Annotated in this window: 17 protein-coding genes and 2 pseudogenes; 8 read left to right on the top strand and 11 right to left on the bottom strand. The window is 42.9% G+C overall.

Features of this window, described 5'->3' with window-relative positions; genetic code table 11:
• From F6J94_RS12500 to F6J94_RS12490, 3 genes are all read right to left on the bottom strand, one after another.
• A partial coding sequence (locus tag F6J94_RS12500) for a glycosyltransferase family 2 protein (RefSeq protein WP_293040360.1) occupies nucleotides 1-866 on the bottom strand: 866 nt, incomplete at its 3' end.
• Nucleotides 867-949: 83 nt separating this feature from the next.
• Nucleotides 950-1,969 carry a DUF3179 domain-containing protein gene (locus tag F6J94_RS12495; RefSeq protein WP_293040358.1) on the bottom strand — a complete coding sequence of 340 codons (1,020 nt, stop codon included), beginning with the start codon at nucleotides 1,967-1,969 and terminating at the stop codon, nucleotides 950-952.
• A gap of 348 nt (nucleotides 1,970-2,317) precedes the next feature.
• Nucleotides 2,318-2,512 (bottom strand): hypothetical protein, encoded by a 195-nt coding sequence (locus F6J94_RS12490; RefSeq protein ID WP_293040362.1) that lies wholly within the window; start codon nucleotides 2,510-2,512, stop codon nucleotides 2,318-2,320.
• A gap of 561 nt (nucleotides 2,513-3,073) precedes the next feature.
• Here F6J94_RS12490 and F6J94_RS12485 point away from each other — a divergent pair.
• A complete protein-coding gene (locus F6J94_RS12485; protein ID WP_293040356.1) occupies nucleotides 3,074-3,511 on the top strand; it encodes a helix-turn-helix domain-containing protein in 438 nt (145 codons plus the stop codon).
• Between the two features lie 199 nt (nucleotides 3,512-3,710).
• Here the strand turns inward: F6J94_RS12485 and F6J94_RS12480 are convergent, their stop codons facing one another.
• From F6J94_RS12480 to F6J94_RS12460, 5 genes are all read right to left on the bottom strand, one after another.
• Nucleotides 3,711-4,256, bottom strand: coding sequence for a hypothetical protein (locus tag F6J94_RS12480; RefSeq protein WP_293040354.1), 546 nt, complete (start codon nucleotides 4,254-4,256; stop codon nucleotides 3,711-3,713).
• A gap of 543 nt (nucleotides 4,257-4,799) precedes the next feature.
• Complete coding sequence (locus tag F6J94_RS12475) at nucleotides 4,800-5,123, bottom strand: alpha-hydroxy acid oxidase (RefSeq protein WP_293040352.1); 324 nt, start codon at nucleotides 5,121-5,123, stop codon at nucleotides 4,800-4,802.
• 28 nt (nucleotides 5,124-5,151) lie between these two features.
• A complete protein-coding gene (locus tag F6J94_RS12470) occupies nucleotides 5,152-6,018 on the bottom strand; it encodes a M48 family metallopeptidase (protein WP_293040349.1) in 867 nt (288 codons plus the stop codon).
• Between the two features lie 97 nt (nucleotides 6,019-6,115).
• Complete coding sequence (locus F6J94_RS12465; RefSeq protein ID WP_293021037.1) at nucleotides 6,116-6,991, bottom strand: transporter substrate-binding domain-containing protein; 876 nt, start codon at nucleotides 6,989-6,991, stop codon at nucleotides 6,116-6,118.
• Between the two features lie 251 nt (nucleotides 6,992-7,242).
• Nucleotides 7,243-8,379, bottom strand: coding sequence for an alpha-hydroxy acid oxidase (locus tag F6J94_RS12460; protein WP_293021038.1), 1,137 nt, complete (start codon nucleotides 8,377-8,379; stop codon nucleotides 7,243-7,245).
• Nucleotides 8,380-8,717: 338 nt separating this feature from the next.
• Between F6J94_RS12460 and F6J94_RS12455 the strand changes: the two genes are divergently transcribed.
• Together F6J94_RS12455 and F6J94_RS12450 are read left to right on the top strand one after the other, a co-directional pair.
• On the top strand, nucleotides 8,718-9,620 hold the full coding sequence (locus F6J94_RS12455) for a RimK family alpha-L-glutamate ligase (protein ID WP_293040346.1): 903 nt from the start codon (nucleotides 8,718-8,720) through the stop codon (nucleotides 9,618-9,620).
• Nucleotides 9,621-9,903: 283 nt separating this feature from the next.
• A complete protein-coding gene (locus F6J94_RS12450) occupies nucleotides 9,904-10,938 on the top strand; it encodes a pyridoxal-dependent decarboxylase (RefSeq protein ID WP_293040343.1) in 1,035 nt (344 codons plus the stop codon).
• Here the strand turns inward: F6J94_RS12450 and F6J94_RS12445 are convergent.
• The gene (locus F6J94_RS12445) at nucleotides 10,907-12,112 is read right to left on the bottom strand and encodes a transposase (protein ID WP_293040340.1); all 1,206 of its coding nucleotides are present in this window, start codon (nucleotides 12,110-12,112) and stop codon (nucleotides 10,907-10,909) included. The genes F6J94_RS12450 and F6J94_RS12445 overlap by 32 nt on opposite strands.
• 94 nt (nucleotides 12,113-12,206) lie before the next feature.
• On the opposite strand from F6J94_RS12445, the pseudogene tnpA reads away from it, so the two are divergent.
• Together tnpA and F6J94_RS12435 are read left to right on the top strand one after the other, a co-directional pair.
• Nucleotides 12,207-12,618: pseudogene (gene tnpA, locus F6J94_RS12440) on the top strand (IS200/IS605 family transposase).
• Between the two features lie 83 nt (nucleotides 12,619-12,701).
• Nucleotides 12,702-13,118, top strand: a pseudogene (locus F6J94_RS12435) (pyridoxal-dependent decarboxylase); the annotation flags it as partial.
• Nucleotides 13,119-13,705: 587 nt separating this feature from the next.
• Here F6J94_RS12435 and F6J94_RS12430 read toward each other — a convergent pair.
• Entirely contained in the window at nucleotides 13,706-14,383 is a 678-nt protein-coding gene (locus F6J94_RS12430) for a hypothetical protein (RefSeq protein ID WP_293040337.1), read from the bottom strand.
• 410 nt (nucleotides 14,384-14,793) lie between these two features.
• Here F6J94_RS12430 and F6J94_RS12425 point away from each other — a divergent pair, with 410 nt between their 5' ends.
• From F6J94_RS12425 to F6J94_RS12415, 3 genes are all read left to right on the top strand, one after another.
• Complete coding sequence (locus F6J94_RS12425; protein ID WP_293040334.1) at nucleotides 14,794-15,993, top strand: AI-2E family transporter; 1,200 nt, start codon at nucleotides 14,794-14,796, stop codon at nucleotides 15,991-15,993.
• 213 nt (nucleotides 15,994-16,206) lie between these two features.
• Entirely contained in the window at nucleotides 16,207-17,595 is a 1,389-nt protein-coding gene (locus tag F6J94_RS12420; RefSeq protein ID WP_293040331.1) for a transposase, read from the top strand.
• Nucleotides 17,596-17,688: 93 nt separating this feature from the next.
• Nucleotides 17,689-18,888 (top strand): homocysteine biosynthesis protein, encoded by a 1,200-nt coding sequence (locus F6J94_RS12415; protein ID WP_293040327.1) that lies wholly within the window; start codon nucleotides 17,689-17,691, stop codon nucleotides 18,886-18,888.
• A 90-nt stretch (nucleotides 18,889-18,978) separates the two neighbouring features.
• Here F6J94_RS12415 and F6J94_RS12410 read toward each other — a convergent pair whose 3' ends face one another.
• Entirely contained in the window at nucleotides 18,979-19,734 is a 756-nt protein-coding gene (locus tag F6J94_RS12410) for a cysteine dioxygenase family protein (RefSeq protein ID WP_293040324.1), read from the bottom strand.
• Nucleotides 19,735-20,038: the final 304 nt, after the last annotated feature.

Genomic DNA, 20,038 nt, shown 5'->3' with positions numbered 1-20,038 from the left:
TTCCCTATTCCCTCTTCAACACTTTTACCGATTGTGCCATCTGCCTGGGTAAGCTTAAGGCGACGTAGATATAGACGACCTAAAGTCATTAGAATTATTGTTCCTGCTTGGACACTACCAGAAAGGGTACCAGATATTTTCGAGCGTCCCCCTTGTCGGCGACGGTAACCAACAGGGATTTCACAGATTCGCAAACCACATTCGATGGCACGGGCTTGCATTTCTACTGTCCAGCCAAACCCTCTATCTTGCATTTGGATTGCATCCAAAGCTGAACGACGAATTAGGCGCAATGGTCCTAAATCCTGATAGGAGTGTCCCCAACCCCAACCGATCAGGAAGGTAGCTAGCCAGTTGCCAAAATTTTGCACTGGGGTCATCGCCTTACGTCCATTTACTGTGGCGCGGCGGTTACCTAAAATTAGGTCATACTTATGCGGTTCAGCTATAAACTGGGGTAAATAACTTAAGTCATCACTCCCATCGCCATCACAGAATAATATCCAATTAATATCTCGGTCTAGTTGCTGCAATCCCCGCCAACAGGCTCGACCGTAACCAGGAATAGGCTCACAGATTACCTCGGCACCGGCTTCTTTTGCTTTAATAATACTGTTGTCTGTGCTGCCATTATCGACTACCCGAATATTGTTCAAATTATAGGATTGAAGAGACTTAATCACCCCAGTGATCGTGGTTTCTTCATTGAGAACAGGGATAATTACTAAGATATTGTGGTTATTAGTCATGGTTATAGCGGTTTTTAATTGGGTGAGGTACAAATCTTTGGGTTTTAGGGAGTAGGGAGCAGGGAGCAGCGGATCTGGGAACAGGGAACAGGGAACAGGGAACAGGGAAAAAATCATGTTTACCTAATTAGGATAGAAACCGCTATATTAGTCATGAGTTATTGCAGTTTTAAATTGGGTGAATTGTCTGGTCTGTAAGGTTATTTACCAAAGTAAGCTGCATACACAAAGGCAAAAGCAGTAGAACTGGGGATGGGAGTGCCATCGAATTCTTCTACTAATACAGTTTGAAGTTGGCTATCCCAACGTCCTCTAATTGGACGACCATTGAATTCTACAACTTTTTCGCCCACTTTTTTTAATTGGTCATGGACAAATTGATAGCTAGCCCCAGAAAATTGGTTTTTAGGGGTTTGTTGATCCGCTTCCCACACATAGCTAACAATAGCTTTGGGATGGAGGGTAAGTCGTTGTTGATTCCTGACTGGGAAAATAATTCGCTTATCGGTATAGTAGCTACCATAGGGATAGCTGAAGTAAGCCCGGTTATAACCTGTGTCAGTGGATAGAATTTTACTGTTGGGATACTTGCTTAACCAAGCGCCAAGAGTAGTTTTGATAGCGGGAATTGTTTTAAGATTACGATTGACTTTAGCACCAATAATACCCATCCCCCAAGGTTGAGAGTAAAGGGTATCATCGGCACGGTCATACATTACTAGGCAACTTTGATAAAGTTTGCCTGTAACACCGTAGGTTGTATTGCTGCGATTAAAGGCAACTATAGTATCACAAAGGGGACAATAGGATACACTAACATTAACTCCACCTACTGTGTCATTCACCAATTCATGCCAATTCATGACCCCGAAAGGATAGGCTTTGGCTTCTCCATTAATTACCACACCAATCACAGTTTCTGTTTTAGAAAATGGTGTGGTTTGAGCGGTATCAAACTTAGGATTCTCGATACTAGGAATACCGTCTTTTGGGGGACCACCATTGAGGAGTTCAGTTAAATTAATGCGAGTAGATTTTGCTGGATTAAGGTTTTGTTTTTGGAGGTCAGTGATTTCCTGGTCTTGGTTGTGGAGATAGGCAGTGAGATGGAAGTAACGGAGTTTGAAATTATCCCAGCTTCCGGCTTGTACGACTAGTGCCATCAAACACAGCCCGACTAAGGAAGTAGTGCTGAGGGCTATTTTAAGTAATTTATTCATAATCGTGCTTTCCCTGCCTAGATGTCACTGGTAACCTAATGAGTGCGAGCCCGTGGGTGGTGCGTTACGGGACGGACTATCCCAAGGCTGGCTACGATAGAAAAAATCAGAATTAGTCCGCCCCTAACGCACCCTACGCACTACTACCCTTGTGAGGGTGGGCTTTTGCCCAACCCCAGCATCAGGGGCTGTGGCTGGAATCCCTAACCTTAGGGTGAGGGGATAAGATGAAACCAAGGTGAGTGATATCTGAGAATTTGATGAAGGATTCATAGCAATAGCATTTTAAAATCGATCATCAAACTCAATGGTGATTAAAGTCCGAAACCGCTACATGAGATTTACCCCCTAAGATTCCTCATCGATCCGATTATTACCAACATCAAAAACAATTATAAATTCCGCATCCGGCATCAATCGTTTCAGGGCCCATAAATGTCCCTCTGCATCCGATCGATTGCGAAAGCGAGCAACAACAACTCGCTGCATTTGTGGTAACAGCCGAATGATCACCCACGGATGAAGGCGTTCAGAATAGGTCATCATTAAAGTATCTCCTTGTTATAGGGGAGCCAGAGCTAGCCCGTAGAGATTGGACTGTTCCCGGGCTAGCTCTTGACTCTGGGCGTCTGAGCGCCCACTTTTATACTATAGCACAAAAAATATTATATTATAGCATATTTTTAAAATTTTGTAACAAATGGTCGGGAGTCGGGAGCAGGGAATTTTGAGCAGGTAAACGAAATATGTCCTAAGCTTTGGTTAGACTGCTATAACAGCAGTTACTTTTATCAGTTTCCCTGTGCGATAGTTTTAAAAAAAAAAATACTATACTTGAATTAGGCAAGAAAAGTTAATATAGCAATTATCTTTCCCATGAGGTACAAAGGGATCCCCCTAAATCCCCCTTAAAAAGGGGGACTTTGAGGTTGAGAAGCTTACCTCATTGCAATAAAAGCTATATAGCGTTTCTGAAAACCTAGTAGGTCTTTTTTTATTGTCCAATAAAACTCTGGATCTCTTTACCCTCTTGCCTTTTGCCTCTTGCCTTTTGCCAATTCCAGCAAGAAGTGTGTTTACAAACCAGATACAAACGCGCTTATTATGGTATGTCTTGTTAAATTAGAAATTAAAGAATCTCCAGAGGAACTTAAAGCACTACTGAAGTCTCTCAAAGAAAGTAGTCATAAAAAACGAATCCAAGCTTTGTATTGGCTCAAAATAGGAGCGAGTAATAGTATCGAGCATATAGCAATGCTAGTAGGATGCCACCGCACCACAGTATCACGGTGGTTTAGTCTATATCGTCGGGGTGAAATTGAAGGGTTATTAGAGCATAACAAAAAGTCAGGCAGACCAAGAAAGATTCCCCTGGACGTAGAGGAAAAATTACGACTTAAATTACAACAACCGGAAGGATTTAGTAGTTATGGGGAAGTGCAACTTTGGTTAAAGGGATTGTGTGGCATGGATATACCTTATGCCACAGTATATAAATATGTGCGCACTCGTCTAAAAACTAACTTAAAGAAGTTAAATTAAATTTGTTACAGCTAGTCAGTAGTAAACAAAGCTCAGGGAATTTAGAAAAGTTGTAAACTACCAGACGCCAAGCTTACGCTATGGCGCTGGCTAAGGTTGCTTTAAATCTAAAGGTGCGATCGCTGTAAAGAGCTTGGGATTTGCTTTGATGACAAACAGCTCAGTTTTTAATTAGTAAAATCAAGATAATATAGACAGTTTATTTAACTAAAATGCTACCTTCTCTTACCAATTCGCTAACTTTACCTGGCATTCTGCAACGAAGATAGCGTGGTTGTACCCCGATAGAGCATGACGTTTCAAAGTCCTCACTTTTGTTTATCCAGCCGCCAACGCATTTCTTTAAGGCAAAAGTATTGGTCCAACATAATCGAACAGACCATCTAGCAGTGATTGGTACACTTCCATTACTAATCGAACCTCTGCTCAGAGAAGAGACTTTGATGTTACTAACCCACTTCTCTTTTGATTCAACATTGAAACTAGGATTAGCAGATATGAAATTATCAAGCTCTTGTCCGAGAGTGCCTGTTTCCGGAAGGCGTACAGAAAATATTCCATTCTCAAAGTTTGCACTACGTCCAGATGCAATCAAAACATCATTGCTTTGTCCTATCCCTTCACTGGTTGACTGACTAGGAGATGTATAGGCAAAGGTTTCCAGTGGTTTGGGAATATCTACTACGGCTAAAGTGGTGATAATGGATGCTAAACCAAGGGTGCTTAATAAGTTCGGTAGTTTCATTAATTTTTCGGTCTTTTTAGGATTTTATTGGTTTGGTAATAGCACCCTATTTATTCTGATAAAAAATTGATATAGCTCTGGATTTATAGCGATGCAGCGCGGTCTTGGGGAGGCAGCGCGGTCTTGGGGGTTCCCCCCATGAGCGACTGCCGTGGTTTCCCCCATGAGCGACTGCATCAAGAAGCGTTTATCCTCGCTATGAGGTAGGCTTTTAAACCTCAAAGTCCCCCTTGATAAGGGGGACCAACGGGGGATCCCTTTGTACCTCATGGCATAGAGAATTGCTATATTTCAGTTTCCAATAGATAAATCGATTAATATCAAACCTTATATAACTCTTATCATCACCCTGATAAGTGGCGGTAATTTAGTGAGATAGTATCAAAATATTCCCAATAAATAGTAATTTATATAGTGATTTTTCTAATCAAAGATAGCATACCTATTATTTCTATAATGTCAGCCAAGTCATTGATATTACTAAGCCAAATGTATTATTAGTCATTAATTAGTTGGTGACTAGTTATTGGTTAATTACTCTGGTCAATGTTTAATTTTCACCAAACTACGGTCAATATCCTTGACCTTAGTACAGCCACTCAAGGCCATCGCTATATCCAATTCATCCCTTAACAATTGCAAGACATGGCGTACTCCCGCAACTCCTGCTACAGCTAATCCCCATAATACCGGACGACCTACCAACACGGCTGATGCACCCAAGGCTAGGGCTTTGAGGACATCAGTTCCTCGACGGATACCTCCATCGATTAATACCGGTAGATGATTTCCCACAGCTGCGACCACTTCAGGTAAGGCATCGATGGATGCGATCGCACTATCCAATTGCCGACCCCCATGATTCAATTACAGTCAGTCAGTATAGCTAGCTCACCTACTCGATTGCTAGAGATTGGATTCTCTGTTTGTAAGCAGCACTGTCTAAGCCATCACCATCATTGGGATCCCAACCTTTTCTGTTGATTATTTCTTTTAGGGTATCAAGGCGTTTTACTGTTTCTGGGTGGGTTCTTAACATTGCAGGTTGATTGGTGGATTTTTTTTCTATGGTTATTAATTTTTGGAGAAATCCAGTCATGCCTGAGGAAGCGTAGCCAGCACCGTGCAACATTTCTAATCCCTTGCGGTCTGCTTCATATTCCTGCTGCCTTCCTCGGGGAAGAGAGAAGGCGATATCCTCAAGAAGATTTATAATTGTCCCATACTCGATTTCAGTAAAGTTGTTGTCTTTGATAATCTGGCGCAGCTTCTCGATACTGTGTTTGCTAGTAATGTGAGCTATTTCGTGAGCTATCACTGCAGCTAACTCAGCTTCATTTTCTACCCCTTTCAGCAAGCCAGTATGAACATAAACAAAGCCACCCACCAAGGCAAAGGCATTTATAGTGTTGTCCTTGACTACTTGAAAGGTATAGGGAAAATTGGGGCGATCGCTATAGGGGATTAATCTCTGACCAATGTCTTGGACGTATTCAGTGATTTTGCGATCGCTATAAATCTCCAGCCCTTGATCAACTTCTTGTTGATTCAAACACTTACCCAGCTCTACTTCTTGTTGATCAGAAATGGTGATTAACTGAATTATCTCAATTCCTGCATCACCATCTAACCCACATGAGCCAAATGCTGATGAGGTATTGGGTAACCCTACCCCTAGACCCAGTCCCACAACTACCAGAATCAGCAGGTAAAACCATCGACGATGGGAAGCACGCTTAATCCAAGAGAATGGGTTTAACATAGTCGTCTATTTGAATAATCAAAAATAGGCTTGTAAGTATTCATTATTCAGCTTTCAGCAGTCAGCTTTCAGCAGTCAGCTTTCAGCAGTCAGCGATTTAGTTAGCACATTTTTCATAAGCAGCTTGTCGTAGACCTTGGTAATAAATAGATTCAACACCCAAGGATTTTTCCAAAATTATCTCCCACCTTAAGTTAGTAATAAATTTATCAATTATTGTCTTCCATTCTATATCCTGATCCGGTAAAATTATTCCGTAAAAATCACAACTTAACGGTCGGTCAGGAATTAAGGTAAAATCCTGGAATGTCAGCCCTTGTCTTAAGGCTTCTGCCATTAAAAGCATGCCATCACTGGCAAAAGCATCAATATCCCGTTCGACAACATCTCTCAGAGCCAATTCTCGACCGTTAGAGCCTCTGTAACGAGTGTCTACTATTTCAGCTAATGGGTAGGTACTGGAGATTAAGGGATGTGTATTTGAACCAGGAAGGACACCAATTTTTTTACCAGCTAGGGAAGTTTCAGGATTGAATATACCCTTCATTTCGGGTCTGATTAGAAAATGTGTCCCGGAAAAATAAAAAGCAGTGGAGTAAGTAACTCCTGATAGTGGTGGAGCACTTTTGATCGTATTGGGTCCACAATCTAGATGTACCTTGCCATTGGCTACCATCCCATAACGATTGTTAGGAGAGTCTTCGTCTAGAACAGATGGAATTGGCTCTAACCGAACAGGTCTATTGAGTACTTCACCAAAATAGTTGGCTAGAACATACATTTTAGTCATGCAGTAGCCTTGCAATTTGTCTTGGTCGTCTAGAAAACCAAAGGGAGCGGCATCTTCTCTAATTCCTACTTTTAAAACACCAGTGCGCTTAATTTCTGACAAGACTGTTTCAGCTAAACTGGCTGAGGTAAACGTTAAAGATAAGATAATACTAACGGTGATAGTGGCTAGTTTATTACTCATTTCTTTTTCGGATTTCAGACTAATAATTGCTTGATAAATCGCTCAAAGCTTATCTAACCCTGACGCTAACCTTGATAAGTGCTAGGAATTTAGGGGAATAGTATCAAAGTATTACCAATAAATAATAACCTTTTTTATGAAAATTAACATACGCAGTCTTGCTATAACTTCAGCCAATTGATTGATATTCCTAAGCTATTTGGCTTAGTCATCAGGTATTATAAGCTGTGATTAATTTATTAATCATATAGTCAATCTTTAATTTTCACCAAACTACGGTCAATATCCTTGACCTTAGTACAGCCACTCAACGCCATCGCTATATCCAATTCATCCCGTAACAATTGCAAGACATGGCGTACTCCCGCAACTCCTGCTACAGCTAATCCCCATAATACCGGACGACCTACCAACACCGCTGATGCACCCAAGGCTAAAGCTTTGAGCACATCAGTTCCTCGACGGATACCCCCATCGATTAATACTGGTAGATGATTTCCCACGGCTGCGACCACTTCGGGTAAGGCATCGATGGATGCGATCGCACTATCCAGTTGCCGACCCCCATGATTCGATACAATGATTCCTTTTGCTCCATGGTCCAATGCCTTGAGAGCATCATCTCCTCGCAAAATGCCTTTGACCAACACCGGTAGAGTAGTGATCGATTGTAACCATTCCAGATCCCGCCAGGTCAGTGTTGGATCAATTTGCTGGGCAAAATAGCTCAATAAACCCGATTCTCCTGCAGTTTTGGGAATTTCCAGACCGGTCATTGTCGCTAAATTAGCCAGTTCCATCCCTACCGGTAGAGTAAATTGATTGCGTCGATCCCTTTCTCGACACCCCAACACTGGTGCATCTACGGTCAGACAAAGGGCACTAAAACCAGCTGCCTCCGCCCGTTCCACCAGTCTACGGGTGAGAGTGCGATCGCGATGGACATACAGCTGAAACCATGAGGGATTTTGGATATCGGTCTGTTCCCCCTCTGCCTTTTTGCCTTTCTCCTGTTGTCGATGTTTCCCAGCTAGCGCTACAGCTTCTAACGGTTTGGTGGACATCGTACTCAACACCATGATTGCCCCTACCTCAGCAGCAGCCCTTGCTGTTGCCAATTCACCCTCTGGATTGGCCAGACACTGGAATGCCATCGGAGCAACCAGAATCGGTATGGGCAGAGACTGATCTAGGATTTGTGTGCTTAAATCTCGTTGACTAACATCCACCAACATCCGAGGACGGAGTTTTATCTGTTCAAACGCTGCACGATTGTCTCGCAGTGTTACTTCATCCCAAGCACCACTAGCGTAATAATCCAGTGCCATGGGAGATAGATACTGCGGCGCTAGGGCTTCGTATTCAAATAGATTAATGGGTTGATTCAAGGTTTAAGGTTGGTTGAAGGTTGAAGGTTGGAGGTTGGTTGAAGGTTGGAGGTTGGTTGAAGGTTGGAGGTTGGAGGTTGGAGGTTGGTTGAAGGTTGAAGGTTGGTTGAAGGTTGGAGGTTGGTTGAAGGTTGGAGGTTGGTTGAAGGTTGAAGGTTGAATTCTAAATTCTTAATTCTAAATTCTTAATTCAAAAGGGTAGGTTGACATCTGGCACCCTTGTCAGTAATGCACCTGACCGGCTGTGGGATTAATTTTACAGGCTTTTAGCTCAATTCCACAAGACAATAAATAAAAATTGCTATAATTTTTGGTTGATGCCCAGTTTGAGGTAAACCTTGAAAACTGTTGCTGTCTTTTTTGATGAAGCTGGCACCTTTGCCTACCCATTTACTAAAAAAAAGTACATACGACACATTGCCCAACTTGGTGAAGCAATAGAAGCCTGTGGTGCCAATTTTCGTGTTGTTCGTCACCAATCTTCCTATCTAGGGTCAGGAGAATTTGCCCAGAGTTGGGAATTACGAGATGGAGAAGTGATAGAAACCGGTCCTGTCAAAGCTGATGTCATTTTCGATAAAGGATTGTTTAGCTCTGATGGAACTATCCCAGTTCTTAACTGTCAGGAAATTAACGAAATTTGCACCAACAAATATAAAACCTTTCAGCTGTTTAGTGACTATTCTCCCCAAACCTATCTTGTTAACAGCCAAGATGAGTTTTTTGATGCACTAAGTAGTATACCAGGGCAATATAAAGTTGTCAAGCCAGTAGATGGTCTTGAAGCTAGAAATGTCCACATTGGAGACGATGAGTTCTTAAAGAAGCAACATTGCCCCTATCCCTTCTTAGTGCAAGAGTTTCTCGATTCACGCTCAGGTATACCCGGTATTGTCAATGGTGTTCATGACTTTCGTGTAGCACTCCTCAACGGGGAAATTGTTCACTCTATAGTACGTACTCCAGCTTCAGGAAAATTAGTAGCATCCGTGACTGAAGGAGGCGAGATGCGTGTTGTAGAAATAGAGCTTATCCCTAGCAGTGTCTTAGATCTAGTCGAACAAATTGAAAAACATATGGTACAGTACGGTAACCGGTTTTATGGCATTGATCTTGCCCTAGTTAACGGTCAACCGAAAATCATCGAGCTTAATTCTCGTGTTAGCATTTGGGACAATCAACAACATGAAGTATTCGCTAGCACGAAGAGGAAACTTGCCGAAGTTTTAGTAGCACTTTGATACTTGGGTAGGGTGCGTTAGGGACGGGCGATCCCTCATTTTCTCGGTAGCCATTGTTCGGATAGTCCGTCCCGTAACGCACCACTAGCTCAAACAGCAAAAATGAGATGCACCCGTTAGGGACGGGCGATCCCTCATTTTATGCTTCGTCGTCACCGTTGGGACAGCACGCCCGAAAATTGTAACGGGCAAGATGCCCATTCCACCCACCGGGTCAAACAGCTTTTAGGATATGCACCCTTATCAATTCCACCAAATATATAATTATACCAAATAATAAATTATGATCGAGTTTGAAAAAATTATAAATTTAACTGTTGATAAACTCCTTAACTATTTGCAGGAAAATAAAAATACTGACACCAAGGTAATAGATTATAAAAGCCCTCAAACCCTTAAGGAAAAACTCGATTTAAGCTTACCAGAAAACGGAGTTCCCTTAGCCAAATTAATTCCGATTATTGAATCGTACCTCGACCACAGCGTGCGGACTAGTAGCCACAAATTTTTCAACCAGCTTTGGGGTGGATTTGAGATAACTGGATTATTAGCAGAAATGGTAACTAGTACTGCTAATACTTCTATGTATACCTATGAAGTTGCTCCAGTAGCCACGCTAATAGAGATTAAATTGATTGAGGCTCTCAACGACTTGATCGGTTTTCCTCAAGGTGAGGGATTGATGGTTACAGGAGGGAGTAATGCTAATCTGATCGCCATGCTTTGTGCGCGACACAAACTCCTACCCGAAGCCAAAAACAAGGGATTGGGAAATCACCAGCTAGCAGCATTCATCTCCGATCAGGCTCACTATTCCTTTTTCAAAGCCGCAAATTTGTTGGGCATGGGGATAGACAATGTAGTCAAAGTCAAATCCGATCATGAGCAGCGCATGTGCCCGCAACAATTAGACGCTGCTATTCAACAAAGCCTAAGGGAAGGAAAAACACCTTTCTTTGTTACAGCTACTGCAGGAACTACCGTTGCCGGTGCATTCGATCCGTTGCCCTCAATTGCAGAAATTACCAGCAAATATGGACTCTGGCTACATGTGGATGGGTCTTGGGGTGCTCCGGTTTTGTTCAGCAACCAGCACAAGCACCTGTTGCAAGGTAGCTCCTTAGCAGATTCTTTTACTTGGGATGCTCACAAACTCATGGGGGTGCCCTTGATTTGTTCAGCTATTCTGGTTAAACAACCAGGGACTTTATTGGAGGCTTGTTCTAGTCAAGGTACTCACTATATCTTCCACGATGACGAAGATAGTGCCTTTGACACTCCCCGCGCTAAAGCGACGGGGATTCTAAGTTCACCGTAGCTACTTGCTCTACCAGGGTTGCCCCAAGCAGAGTAGAGGTTGCTACTCCCTTAGCGTTACTTCGGGTATGCCCTACCCTAGATTTTGCCTTCTGCAAAATGTTGATAGCCGCGTTGGTGTCCCGATGCAACTGACAGCCACACTGACAGACATGAGTACGAGTAGACAGAGATTTATTGACTACCCGTTTACACTGATTGCATTGTTGGCTAGTGTAGTGTGGTGGAACAGCAACAGCTAGTTTCTCAAACTTGGCAGCAAAGTACTCTATCCACTGTCTGAACTGATACCAACTAGCATCAGCGATTGACTTAGCTAAGCAGTGGTTCTTGAGCATATTGCTAACCCTTAAGTCTTCATAGGCTACTAAATCGTTAGATTTGCAGACGTTACGCGCCACTCTCTTGGCATGTTCATTCCGTTGCCTACTTACTCTCAAGTGTTTTCTGGAGTATCTAGCTCTGGCTTGACGGCGTCGAATCGAACCTTTCTGCTTTTTATAGATGCGACGTTGAGCCTGTTTGATGTCAGATTCAGCAATTCTTAGGAACCTGGGATTAGGTTCTTGGTAGCCATTGGAGTCAGTATAGAAAAACTCCAGACCAACATCTAGCCCAATCTCAAGACCGGTTTTGGGCTGAGCATCAACACACTCAATATCAACACAAAACTGGCAATAATAGCCATCAGCCCGACGTACTAAACGAACTCGCTTGATAGATTTTACAGGATAGATATGAATATCCCACTTACCTAAAAGCTTCAGCTCACCAATACCTTTTTGATCAGTAATAGTGATACGCCGCTTTGTTTGGTGAAGCTTCCAACCCGTGGTTTTGTACTCAACAGAGCGGTTGTCTTTCTGGAATCTGGGATATCCTTTCTTTCCTGGTTTATGATACTTGCAATTGTCGTAAAACCGAGAAATTGCCAACCACGCCCGTTCAGCAGATGCTTGACAAGCCATAGAATTAAGGTCTTTAACAAAAATGAATTCGTTGCGTAGTTCTGTTGAGTACTTGTTTAAGTCAAAACGCAATATATTGGCTTCTCTGGGTGCATCCATCCAGTACCTCAAACACTTATTGCGAATGAATTGAACTGTCCTGATGGCTTCATCAATAGCCTGATATTGAGCTTGTTTGGCTTTGACTTTGTACTCTAAAACTAGCATTGATTCGACCGAGTCAATATGGTTGTTTGCTTGCTGCTATCAACATAGCACAGTACGATCTAGTTGTCGATAGGATTCGCCAAACAACTCAACAATGAGACTGAAGTCTATAAAATACAAGCATCATAACCATTCAGTGGGATTGGCGTGTGTTCATCTAGTATGGATTCCCAAGAGGAGGAAACCTGTCCTAATCGGGGATGTCGCAACACGCTCTCCGAGAAATATTTTATGAATTGGCTATTGAGAAAGAATGGGAAATTAAAGCCCTGGAAATAGCACCCGACCACATTCACTTGTTCGTTTGTCATCAGCCCAATTATGCTATTAGCCAGGTTGTGCAAGCTTTCAAAGGTAGGTCATCGTGTTATCTAAGACGAGAATTTCCTCACCTGCTGAAGCTTCCAAGCTTGTGGACTCGTTCATATTTTCACACAACCGCAGGTAGCGTCAGTTCTAAAGTCATTATGGAATATATTAATGACCCTCATCACAATACTCATTGATGAAGACGGCGCTTAAAAGCGCTACCTTGCCTTCATCCGCCATCTAAAGATAGGCGGTTTTCGGCTGCGTCAATAATAATCTCGGAACTATGTCCTTGCAGTGTGGGCGGAAAGTAGATGCTCTTAAGCTGTGGCTAGCCTGGAAATACTACGGCCAAAATGGTTATGAAGCAAGAGTTGACCGCTTATTTGAACTCGCCAGCTACGCGGCAGACTATATTCGCAATTGTGAGAATTTAGAATTGATAGTTCAACCAACATTTTTGAATATCTGTTTTCGCTATAATCCCAGGGATAACAGTCTGTCTAATCATGGTTTAGATCAGCTGAATCTAGAGATACGTGATCAATTAATGCGCTCCGGTCAAGCATTAGTCAATTATTCTCACTATCAAGAACAGATTGTAATTCGCTTCATTCTCACCAACCCAGATATTAACGAAGCAGATCTAGATAGCTTTTTTGCTAACTTTATCAAAATTTGTAATAGTTTATTATAGGGTTTATTGCATTTATTAGGTACGCTTATAAACTTCAAAGTCCCCCTTGATAAGGGGGATTTAGGGGGATCGCTTTGCACCTCATGGGAGAGATAATTGCTATATAGGGTAGTCGTTTCAGCCGATTCACATTAATAGTTGAGAATAACAGGTACCGAAAAGCCATGAAAACAAAAATAAAAAGCTGACGAATCCATAAGCGAACGCCAGCATCTAAATTATAAAGGTGTGAAAATAAGCGATAGAATCGCAAAGATAAAATGTCTTATCTCATCCTGCTGTCTTGTCTAAACAAACATTAGTCTAAACAAACATTGGAATCTGTGTGACTAAACTACTTAATACCAATATAGTACTCCAGAGAAGGCGGCGATAAAGATCCATCAGCTTAGCTATCCTGACGACCTGGTGATTAGCTAGTTAATAATAATAGATAATAAGAGATAAATATTAAGGTAACAGTAATTTTTGGTTAAGGATGAATTATCAAGAAGGATGTTCCCTGATAGCTTTACCGTCGGGTAGGATGAATTATTAATTATCAAGTCAAGGATGAAGGGTGAAGGGTTCATCCTTCATCCTTAAAATTAGCGATTATCAATGTTAAGCACTAAATCAGACTTCAAGGTTATATCTAAATCTGTGTCAGGGTCGATGACAACTACTTCTACGTCTTCCTGACCTCCTGCAAGGAGAAGCTCTGTAACCAAACCGAGTCCAGCACCAGCTAAAACTTCCCAAAACTCAAGCTTACCAAAGATTTCCGAGAGTACAGCACCCGCAGCTGCACCAATAGCAGCACCTTTGAGCAAATCGGGATCAGTGTTTTTGGTAATAGTTTCAGTTTTGGTGACAACCTCGGAGGTGGCATCAAGGGACAAGGATTGATCACTATCCCTGAGAATCAACTCTTCGGCGACAAACTGAGAACCTCCTTGAACTGGACGCACTTCGCCTTCAATCTCACTACCTGCTGGAATTAGGAGGGTTCCTGAAAAGGAGACTACATCTCTAGCTACTATCAGCGTTATCGGTAAAGTTTCATTACGAGTGACAATGACTCTCTTGGCGTCGTCGGATTCAACTGGTATCAAAGTCCCAGCAGGAATGATGACTTGGGTAAATTGAGCCAACTGTGGCTCGATGTAGAATCTAGACTGGGCAGTAGCTTGAGTAGCCATCAACATTGGTAACGCTACAGTTGAAGTGATCCCCAATGCGGTGAGTAGAGCCATTCTGGACTGCCAACGATGGGAAATAAACATTAAATATATCTTCCTTGAGGATGAGTACAAGCGATTAATTAGACTAATAACAGGGTAGTTATGTTTCCCAAGGTGATCATGAACTATGGGATCATCAACGCCAGCGTACGCTAATTGATCAAAATTCACCGGCAGGATACCCCTGCTACACCCATCCGACCTTTAAGCTGCTTGTCACCCCATCACCCCATTACCCCCATCTTCTGATCTCAGAGCTTCCGCGCTTATGCGATCGCTTTTAGCGTGGCCGTAGGCCAATCGCGTAGCGTAGCCCGAAGGGCTAATCGCATCATGTCTGTTTTAGAACCTCATTTAAAACCTAAAATCTGTAGCATTAGGGTAATATAAGGTTTTTAAGCCCCATAGAACTATTAGGTCTGGGACTGCTAGAGCCAGTGGGAGGTTTCACCATGAGTCTAGGCACATGGATTGGTCTACTTGCCTTTATCCTTTCGTTATACATCCTGTGGCAAATCCGTAAAGTACTGCTGCTGATATTTACTGCTGTGGTACTTGCCAATGCCTTAAATATCTTGGTGGAAACATTCCGCCGGGCTGGCATCAAACGGCTTTTTGCTGTCCTGCTGTCAATTCTTCTGATGGTTGCTCTGGCGGTAGGGTTTTACTGGCTAATTGTTCCACCCTTTACGGATCAAGTGCTAGAGCTGATTGATCAGGTTCCTAGGGGTATAGAAAAATTAGTTCAGTGGTTGGACATATTGTCAGCGCGTCTTCCCCAAGATCTGATTAATTTCCCCGAGATCCAATTAGATTTAGATCAGCTAATTCAACAGCTACAACCGTTACTTAATCAGTTATTGGGTGGTGGATTCTCCATTGCCTTTAACTCTTTGGCTGTCGTAGCCCAAGTTTTGCTGGTATTAGTTTTGACTATAATGCTATTGGCTGACCCCAAGGCTTATCGTCAAAGCTTTATCCGACTTTTCCCATCTTTCTATCGCCGTCGAGTTGATGAAATTTTGACTCTATGTGATCAATCTTTACGGGGCTGGTTAGTAGGTATTCTCGTTAACATTGCTGCCATTTCTGGCTTAAGTTTTGTGGGTTTGGTCATCCTACAAGTGAAACTGGCACTGGCACAGGCGGCTTTGGCAGGTATCTTGACATTTATCCCCAATATTGGTCCTGGATTGAGTGTAGTCCCACCGATTGCGATCGCTCTACTAGATGCACCCTGGAAAGCGATCGCTGTTTTAATTCTCTACATTGTTATTCAGCAGGTGGAAAGTAATTTGCTGACTCCCCTGGTGATGAAGCAACAGGTATCCCTGCTACCAGCAGTAACCCTTTTGGCTCAGGTATTTTTCGCGACATTCTTTGGTTTTTTAGGTTTACTGTTAGCTTTACCATTAACAGTAGTTGGTCAGGTTTGGCTAAAAGAAGTTTTAATTAAAGATATCCTCGATCAATGGAAAACTAGTCCGATATCCATCAGAGATACCCAGGCCCGTTCAGAAACCGTTGCGATCCCATCACACAATCGTGATGTAGCCCGCCCAACTACATCAAAGGATTCCCAGGATAGGACTGAATGGGACAATCACCCCAAATCCAAGAAATCAGATCAGATAGATAAGGAGGAAGAGTAAACCTTCATCAGCCTTCAGTCGTTAAAACTCAAGCTATGGATTGTGACAACTGCGTATTATAACTGAGGCTGACGGAGGTAAGCTAAGATACCAAAATATCCGGGAGCGTGATAGCCCCTTCTTTTTAAGGAGGGGTGGAAACGCGACGGGACGGGTTTTAACCCGCCGTATCCATTCAAATAAGTTATAATAGAAACAAGGAGGTGATAGCAAATGTACAAAACAATTTCAGTAAGAGCAAAATTTTCAGAGGAAGAAAAGGCTTTTTGGTTGTTTCAATGCGAACAAGCTAACAGCCTATGGAATTGTGCTGTTTATTACTCCAAGCAGAAGCATTATAGTTGGCTAGAGCAGCAACCCGAGGCTTTCACTACTTATTGGCGCGGTGATGAGTTAAGATACGGCTGGAAGACCTATAAGTGCGCACTTAAGTATGCCGAGTTATGTAAGGAGCTGAAAAGCAATCCTCACTACAAGGCAATGGCGGCTCAATCAGCTCAGCAAAGTCTCAAAACTGTAGCCGAATCAATTGCTAGTTACAACCAGTTGGTCGGTCTCTATTATAAAGGTCAAGTTGATCAACCTAAATTACTCAGGTACCGCAAGAAAGGTGGGCTAGCACCTGTCACTTTTCCTCGTCAGCCGCTTAAGTATAAAAATGGATTGTTTTACCCTCCGATTAGCAAAGAGTCTAAAGCAGAGTTACTTACTGAAATTGCCTTAGAGCCACCAGACTTTATAGATCCAGATTGGGTTAAAGAAGTGACTATCCGTCCGTACTTAGGACAACTCTGGATCGATTGGGTGATCTCGGATGGGAAGCAGCCGATAGAAAATAATCCAAACCTAGACTATTCCCAGGCATGGAGTTTTGATCACGGCGGTGATAACTGGCTGACTGGTGTTTCGACCCATGGGAAAAGCCTGATTATTGATGGTCGAAAGCTTAAGTCTTTGAACCAGGGTTATGCCAGGCTAGTTGCTAAGTACAAAGCCGGGAAGCCCGATTTTTATTGGGATGCGAACTTAGATCGAGTTCAACGGAAGCGCAACAACCAAATTCGGGATGCCATTAACAAGGCTGCTCGATTTATTGTTAATCGGTGTCTTCAGGATCGGATTGGCAACTTAATAATTGGGTGGAATGAAGGTCAGAAAAATTCCTTAAATATGGGGAAGCGGGGCAATCAAAACTTCGTAGTTATCCCCACAAAAAGGTTAATTGAAAGACTAAAAAACCTTGCCTTTGAATATGGAATAAAGTTAACAATCACCGAGGAAGCGTACACCAGTAAAGCGTCTTACCTTGACGACGACAGCCTCCCAAAACATGGTGAGAAACCCAAAGGATGGACACCGTCGGGAAAACGGGTAAAGCGTGGAATGTACAAAACTTCTTTTGGACACCTGGTAAATGCGGATTGCAATGGTGCCGCAAATATAGCTAGGAAAGTAGCCACACAGTTAGGTCTCGACCTTACCAAGGTGGGTAGAGGGAGCTTGACACTCCCACATCGATATGATCTGTTCAAATCTCTGTCTAGATCATATCGAACAAGATGTGGAGCGGCAGGGCGAGGGATTGCTCGCCCTGCCGCGTAACAACCTTATAGAATCCCCCGTGTTTCAACCGGGGGAGATGTCAACACTGGCAAGTGATATTTTGGAAAACCTTTCTCCCCATTCCCAATCCCTATGCGAACCATTGCTCAAATTAATGACAAAATCGAGGGTAACTGTGCCGTAGTGTGGACAGTCGAAGAATTAAAAGCACGGGTGGCAGACATCGGTGTCACTCAGGCGGCGAAAGAAGTAGACATCATTACTACCGGTACCTTTGAGCAGATGGAGTCTTCCGGAGCAATCATGAATTTGGGACATACTGACCCACCCGTGAAAATACGGAAATGTTGGTTAGATGGAGTTCCAGCTTACACTGGCTTCGGAGCAGTGGATTTGTTTTTGGGAGCAACTCAAGTTGTTGACTACCCAGATAACCGTGAGATTCCAGATATGGACGAACAGAGGCAAAGGGGTGGTGGTGATGTCATTGAAGACCTGATTGCTGGGAAACCCGTCCACCTGCAAGCCCTCGGACAGGTGACAGATTGTTATCCTAGAGGCTCCTTTGAGACCACGATCACTAAGGATAGGATTAATCAGTTTTATTTATTCAATCCCCGCAATCTGTATCAAAACTTCATTGTAGGGGTGAATGGAGGCGATCGCCCCTTGTATACTTATCTGGGTTTGTTGCAGCCCAAACTCTCCAATGCAGTTTACTCTAACCCAGGAGCAATCTCACCCCTAATCAATGATCCGGAACTGAAGCTAGTGGGTATTGGCACGCGGATTTTTATGGGTGGAGGGATTGGCTATATTGCTTGGGAAGGGACCCAACACTTCCCACTGCAAAAACGCCTTCCCAATCAAACACCCATAGGACCAGCAGCAACTCTAGCTTTAATTGGAGATGCCAAGCAAATGAATCCCAAATGGGTACGGGGTTGTTACTTTAAAAATTATGGCCCCTCTCTGATGCTAGGTGTGGGCGTACCAATGCCAGTACTGAATGAAGAAGTAGTGCAACGTTGTGCTGTACAAGATCAAGACATTGTTGCACCAGTGGTAGATTTTGCCATTCCTAGACGGGTGCGTCCAACCTTTGGGTTAGTCAGCTACGCTCAGCTGAAGTCTGGTCGGATCACTATTGATGGTAAATTAGTACGTGTAGCTCCTCTTGCTAGTATTTTCCTCTCCCGGCAAGTTGCTCTGGAATTAAAGCAATGGATTGAGAGTGGCAAATTTACCCTAACTGAACCAGTAGCACCAATTCCGATGGACCGCTCATTTCTACCTCAAGACCTATGGGGTTCTCAAATTAGTTTGGATTGATTTATTCATTGGTCATTTTAAAATTAAAAACTGAAAATTGAAAAGTAATAATTAGCAATTATCAATTAGCAATTACCAATTATCTTTAGCTTACTTGAGCTGTGACATTTGCTCGTCTAACACAGCTAATTTTGAGCGCAGTAGAGGATTGTCCTGTACTGCAAGGATTCGACAAATGCGATCGCGCATTTTTTCGTGGTGTCTGAGCGTGGTCTCAGCGTCTGCTTGTAAGCCGTAGTGCCGCTGTTTAATTTGTGTCTCTGGCAAGCAGAAGAATACCCCTCCATCAGTTCGTTGAATACTGCCTTCAAGCAGGTCAAATATTCGTGCGTTGCTAGTGATGGAGCCCTTGGGGTTTTGGCACCCGTATACATGAAGGCTCAAAAAGCAGGATTCTCCGGGGTTGCCCATCTGGTGAATCATATCGTCAGCTACCGCCTTTACCTCTCCAGAGCTATAGTCCAGCCGCTTCAGGGTTTGCAGCACTCCATCTGTTAAGGTATACACGTAGTGTTCCGCCTCGCCAAAGCACTGTACTGCTCCCCATTGGGCTACGCCGTGGTCATGAATCGTGCTGTAGTCTCCTGGAGCCCAAGACATCACCATAATTTCAAAGGAATCGCACTCGTACAGTAGCTTTCGACCGTAGCTTTCGGTGATGGGATGATCAAAGTCAGCCCATCTAATCAAGTCTTCCGGTGAGATGCGTGCATCCAAAATGCACTGACGAGCAATTTTCGGTACCAATACCGACTGACTTTCGATATTACTAATTAAGCGCTGGATACTCTCGGGAAGACTTTGGTCGGATACAGAAGTCGAGTTTGCCTGAATAATCTGAATCATTTTTCCATCCTCTAATTTTTGAAAAAACTTGATTCCTATGAAAATGGAGACTTAAAAATTGAAAATTCACAAAATCGGATTAACCATCCTAGAATGGATTAACCGAACTTGATAGTATTACTAGGTGAAGAAATGGTGTTAGGGTAATGGTGTTAGAGTTTACTATTCAAAGCCTAATCCCTAATACTTAATCCCTCATGCCTAGATTTACCTAACTAATAATTCCTCACTGGTTGACTTTACTGTATAAACCTTAAAGCTCTAGGCTGAGAGAAAGCTGATAAATTCCTCACTATCCTCTGAA

Origin of the sequence: Moorena sp. SIO1F2 (assembly GCF_010672755.1) — a bacterium.
GTDB lineage: Bacteria > Cyanobacteriota > Cyanobacteriia > Cyanobacteriales > Coleofasciculaceae > Moorena.
The sequence above is the reverse complement of the archived record's forward strand: the minus strand, read 5'-3'. Positions and strand labels throughout refer to the sequence as shown.

What these genes read in the sequence shown, in the direction of transcription:
- F6J94_RS12415 (WP_293040327.1), top strand. Translation starts at nt 17,689, where the DNA reads ATGCGAACCATTGCTCAAATTAATGACAAAATCGAGGGTAACTGTGCC.
- F6J94_RS12490 (WP_293040362.1), bottom strand. Translation starts at nt 2,512, where the DNA reads ATGACCTATTCTGAACGCCTTCATCCGTGGGTGATCATTCGGCTGTTA.
- F6J94_RS12425 (WP_293040334.1), top strand. Translation starts at nt 14,794, where the DNA reads ATGAGTCTAGGCACATGGATTGGTCTACTTGCCTTTATCCTTTCGTTA.
- F6J94_RS12445 (WP_293040340.1), bottom strand. Translation starts at nt 12,112, where the DNA reads ATGCTAGTTTTAGAGTACAAAGTCAAAGCCAAACAAGCTCAATATCAG.
- F6J94_RS12495 (WP_293040358.1), bottom strand. Translation starts at nt 1,969, where the DNA reads ATGAATAAATTACTTAAAATAGCCCTCAGCACTACTTCCTTAGTCGGG.
- F6J94_RS12480 (WP_293040354.1), bottom strand. Translation starts at nt 4,256, where the DNA reads ATGAAACTACCGAACTTATTAAGCACCCTTGGTTTAGCATCCATTATC.
- F6J94_RS12410 (WP_293040324.1), bottom strand. Translation starts at nt 19,734, where the DNA reads ATGATTCAGATTATTCAGGCAAACTCGACTTCTGTATCCGACCAAAGT.
- F6J94_RS12465 (WP_293021037.1), bottom strand. Translation starts at nt 6,991, where the DNA reads ATGAGTAATAAACTAGCCACTATCACCGTTAGTATTATCTTATCTTTA.
- F6J94_RS12420 (WP_293040331.1), top strand. Translation starts at nt 16,207, where the DNA reads ATGTACAAAACAATTTCAGTAAGAGCAAAATTTTCAGAGGAAGAAAAG.
- F6J94_RS12430 (WP_293040337.1), bottom strand. Translation starts at nt 14,383, where the DNA reads ATGTTTATTTCCCATCGTTGGCAGTCCAGAATGGCTCTACTCACCGCA.
- F6J94_RS12470 (WP_293040349.1), bottom strand. Translation starts at nt 6,018, where the DNA reads ATGTTAAACCCATTCTCTTGGATTAAGCGTGCTTCCCATCGTCGATGG.
- F6J94_RS12450 (WP_293040343.1), top strand. Translation starts at nt 9,904, where the DNA reads ATGATCGAGTTTGAAAAAATTATAAATTTAACTGTTGATAAACTCCTT.
- F6J94_RS12485 (WP_293040356.1), top strand. Translation starts at nt 3,074, where the DNA reads ATGGTATGTCTTGTTAAATTAGAAATTAAAGAATCTCCAGAGGAACTT.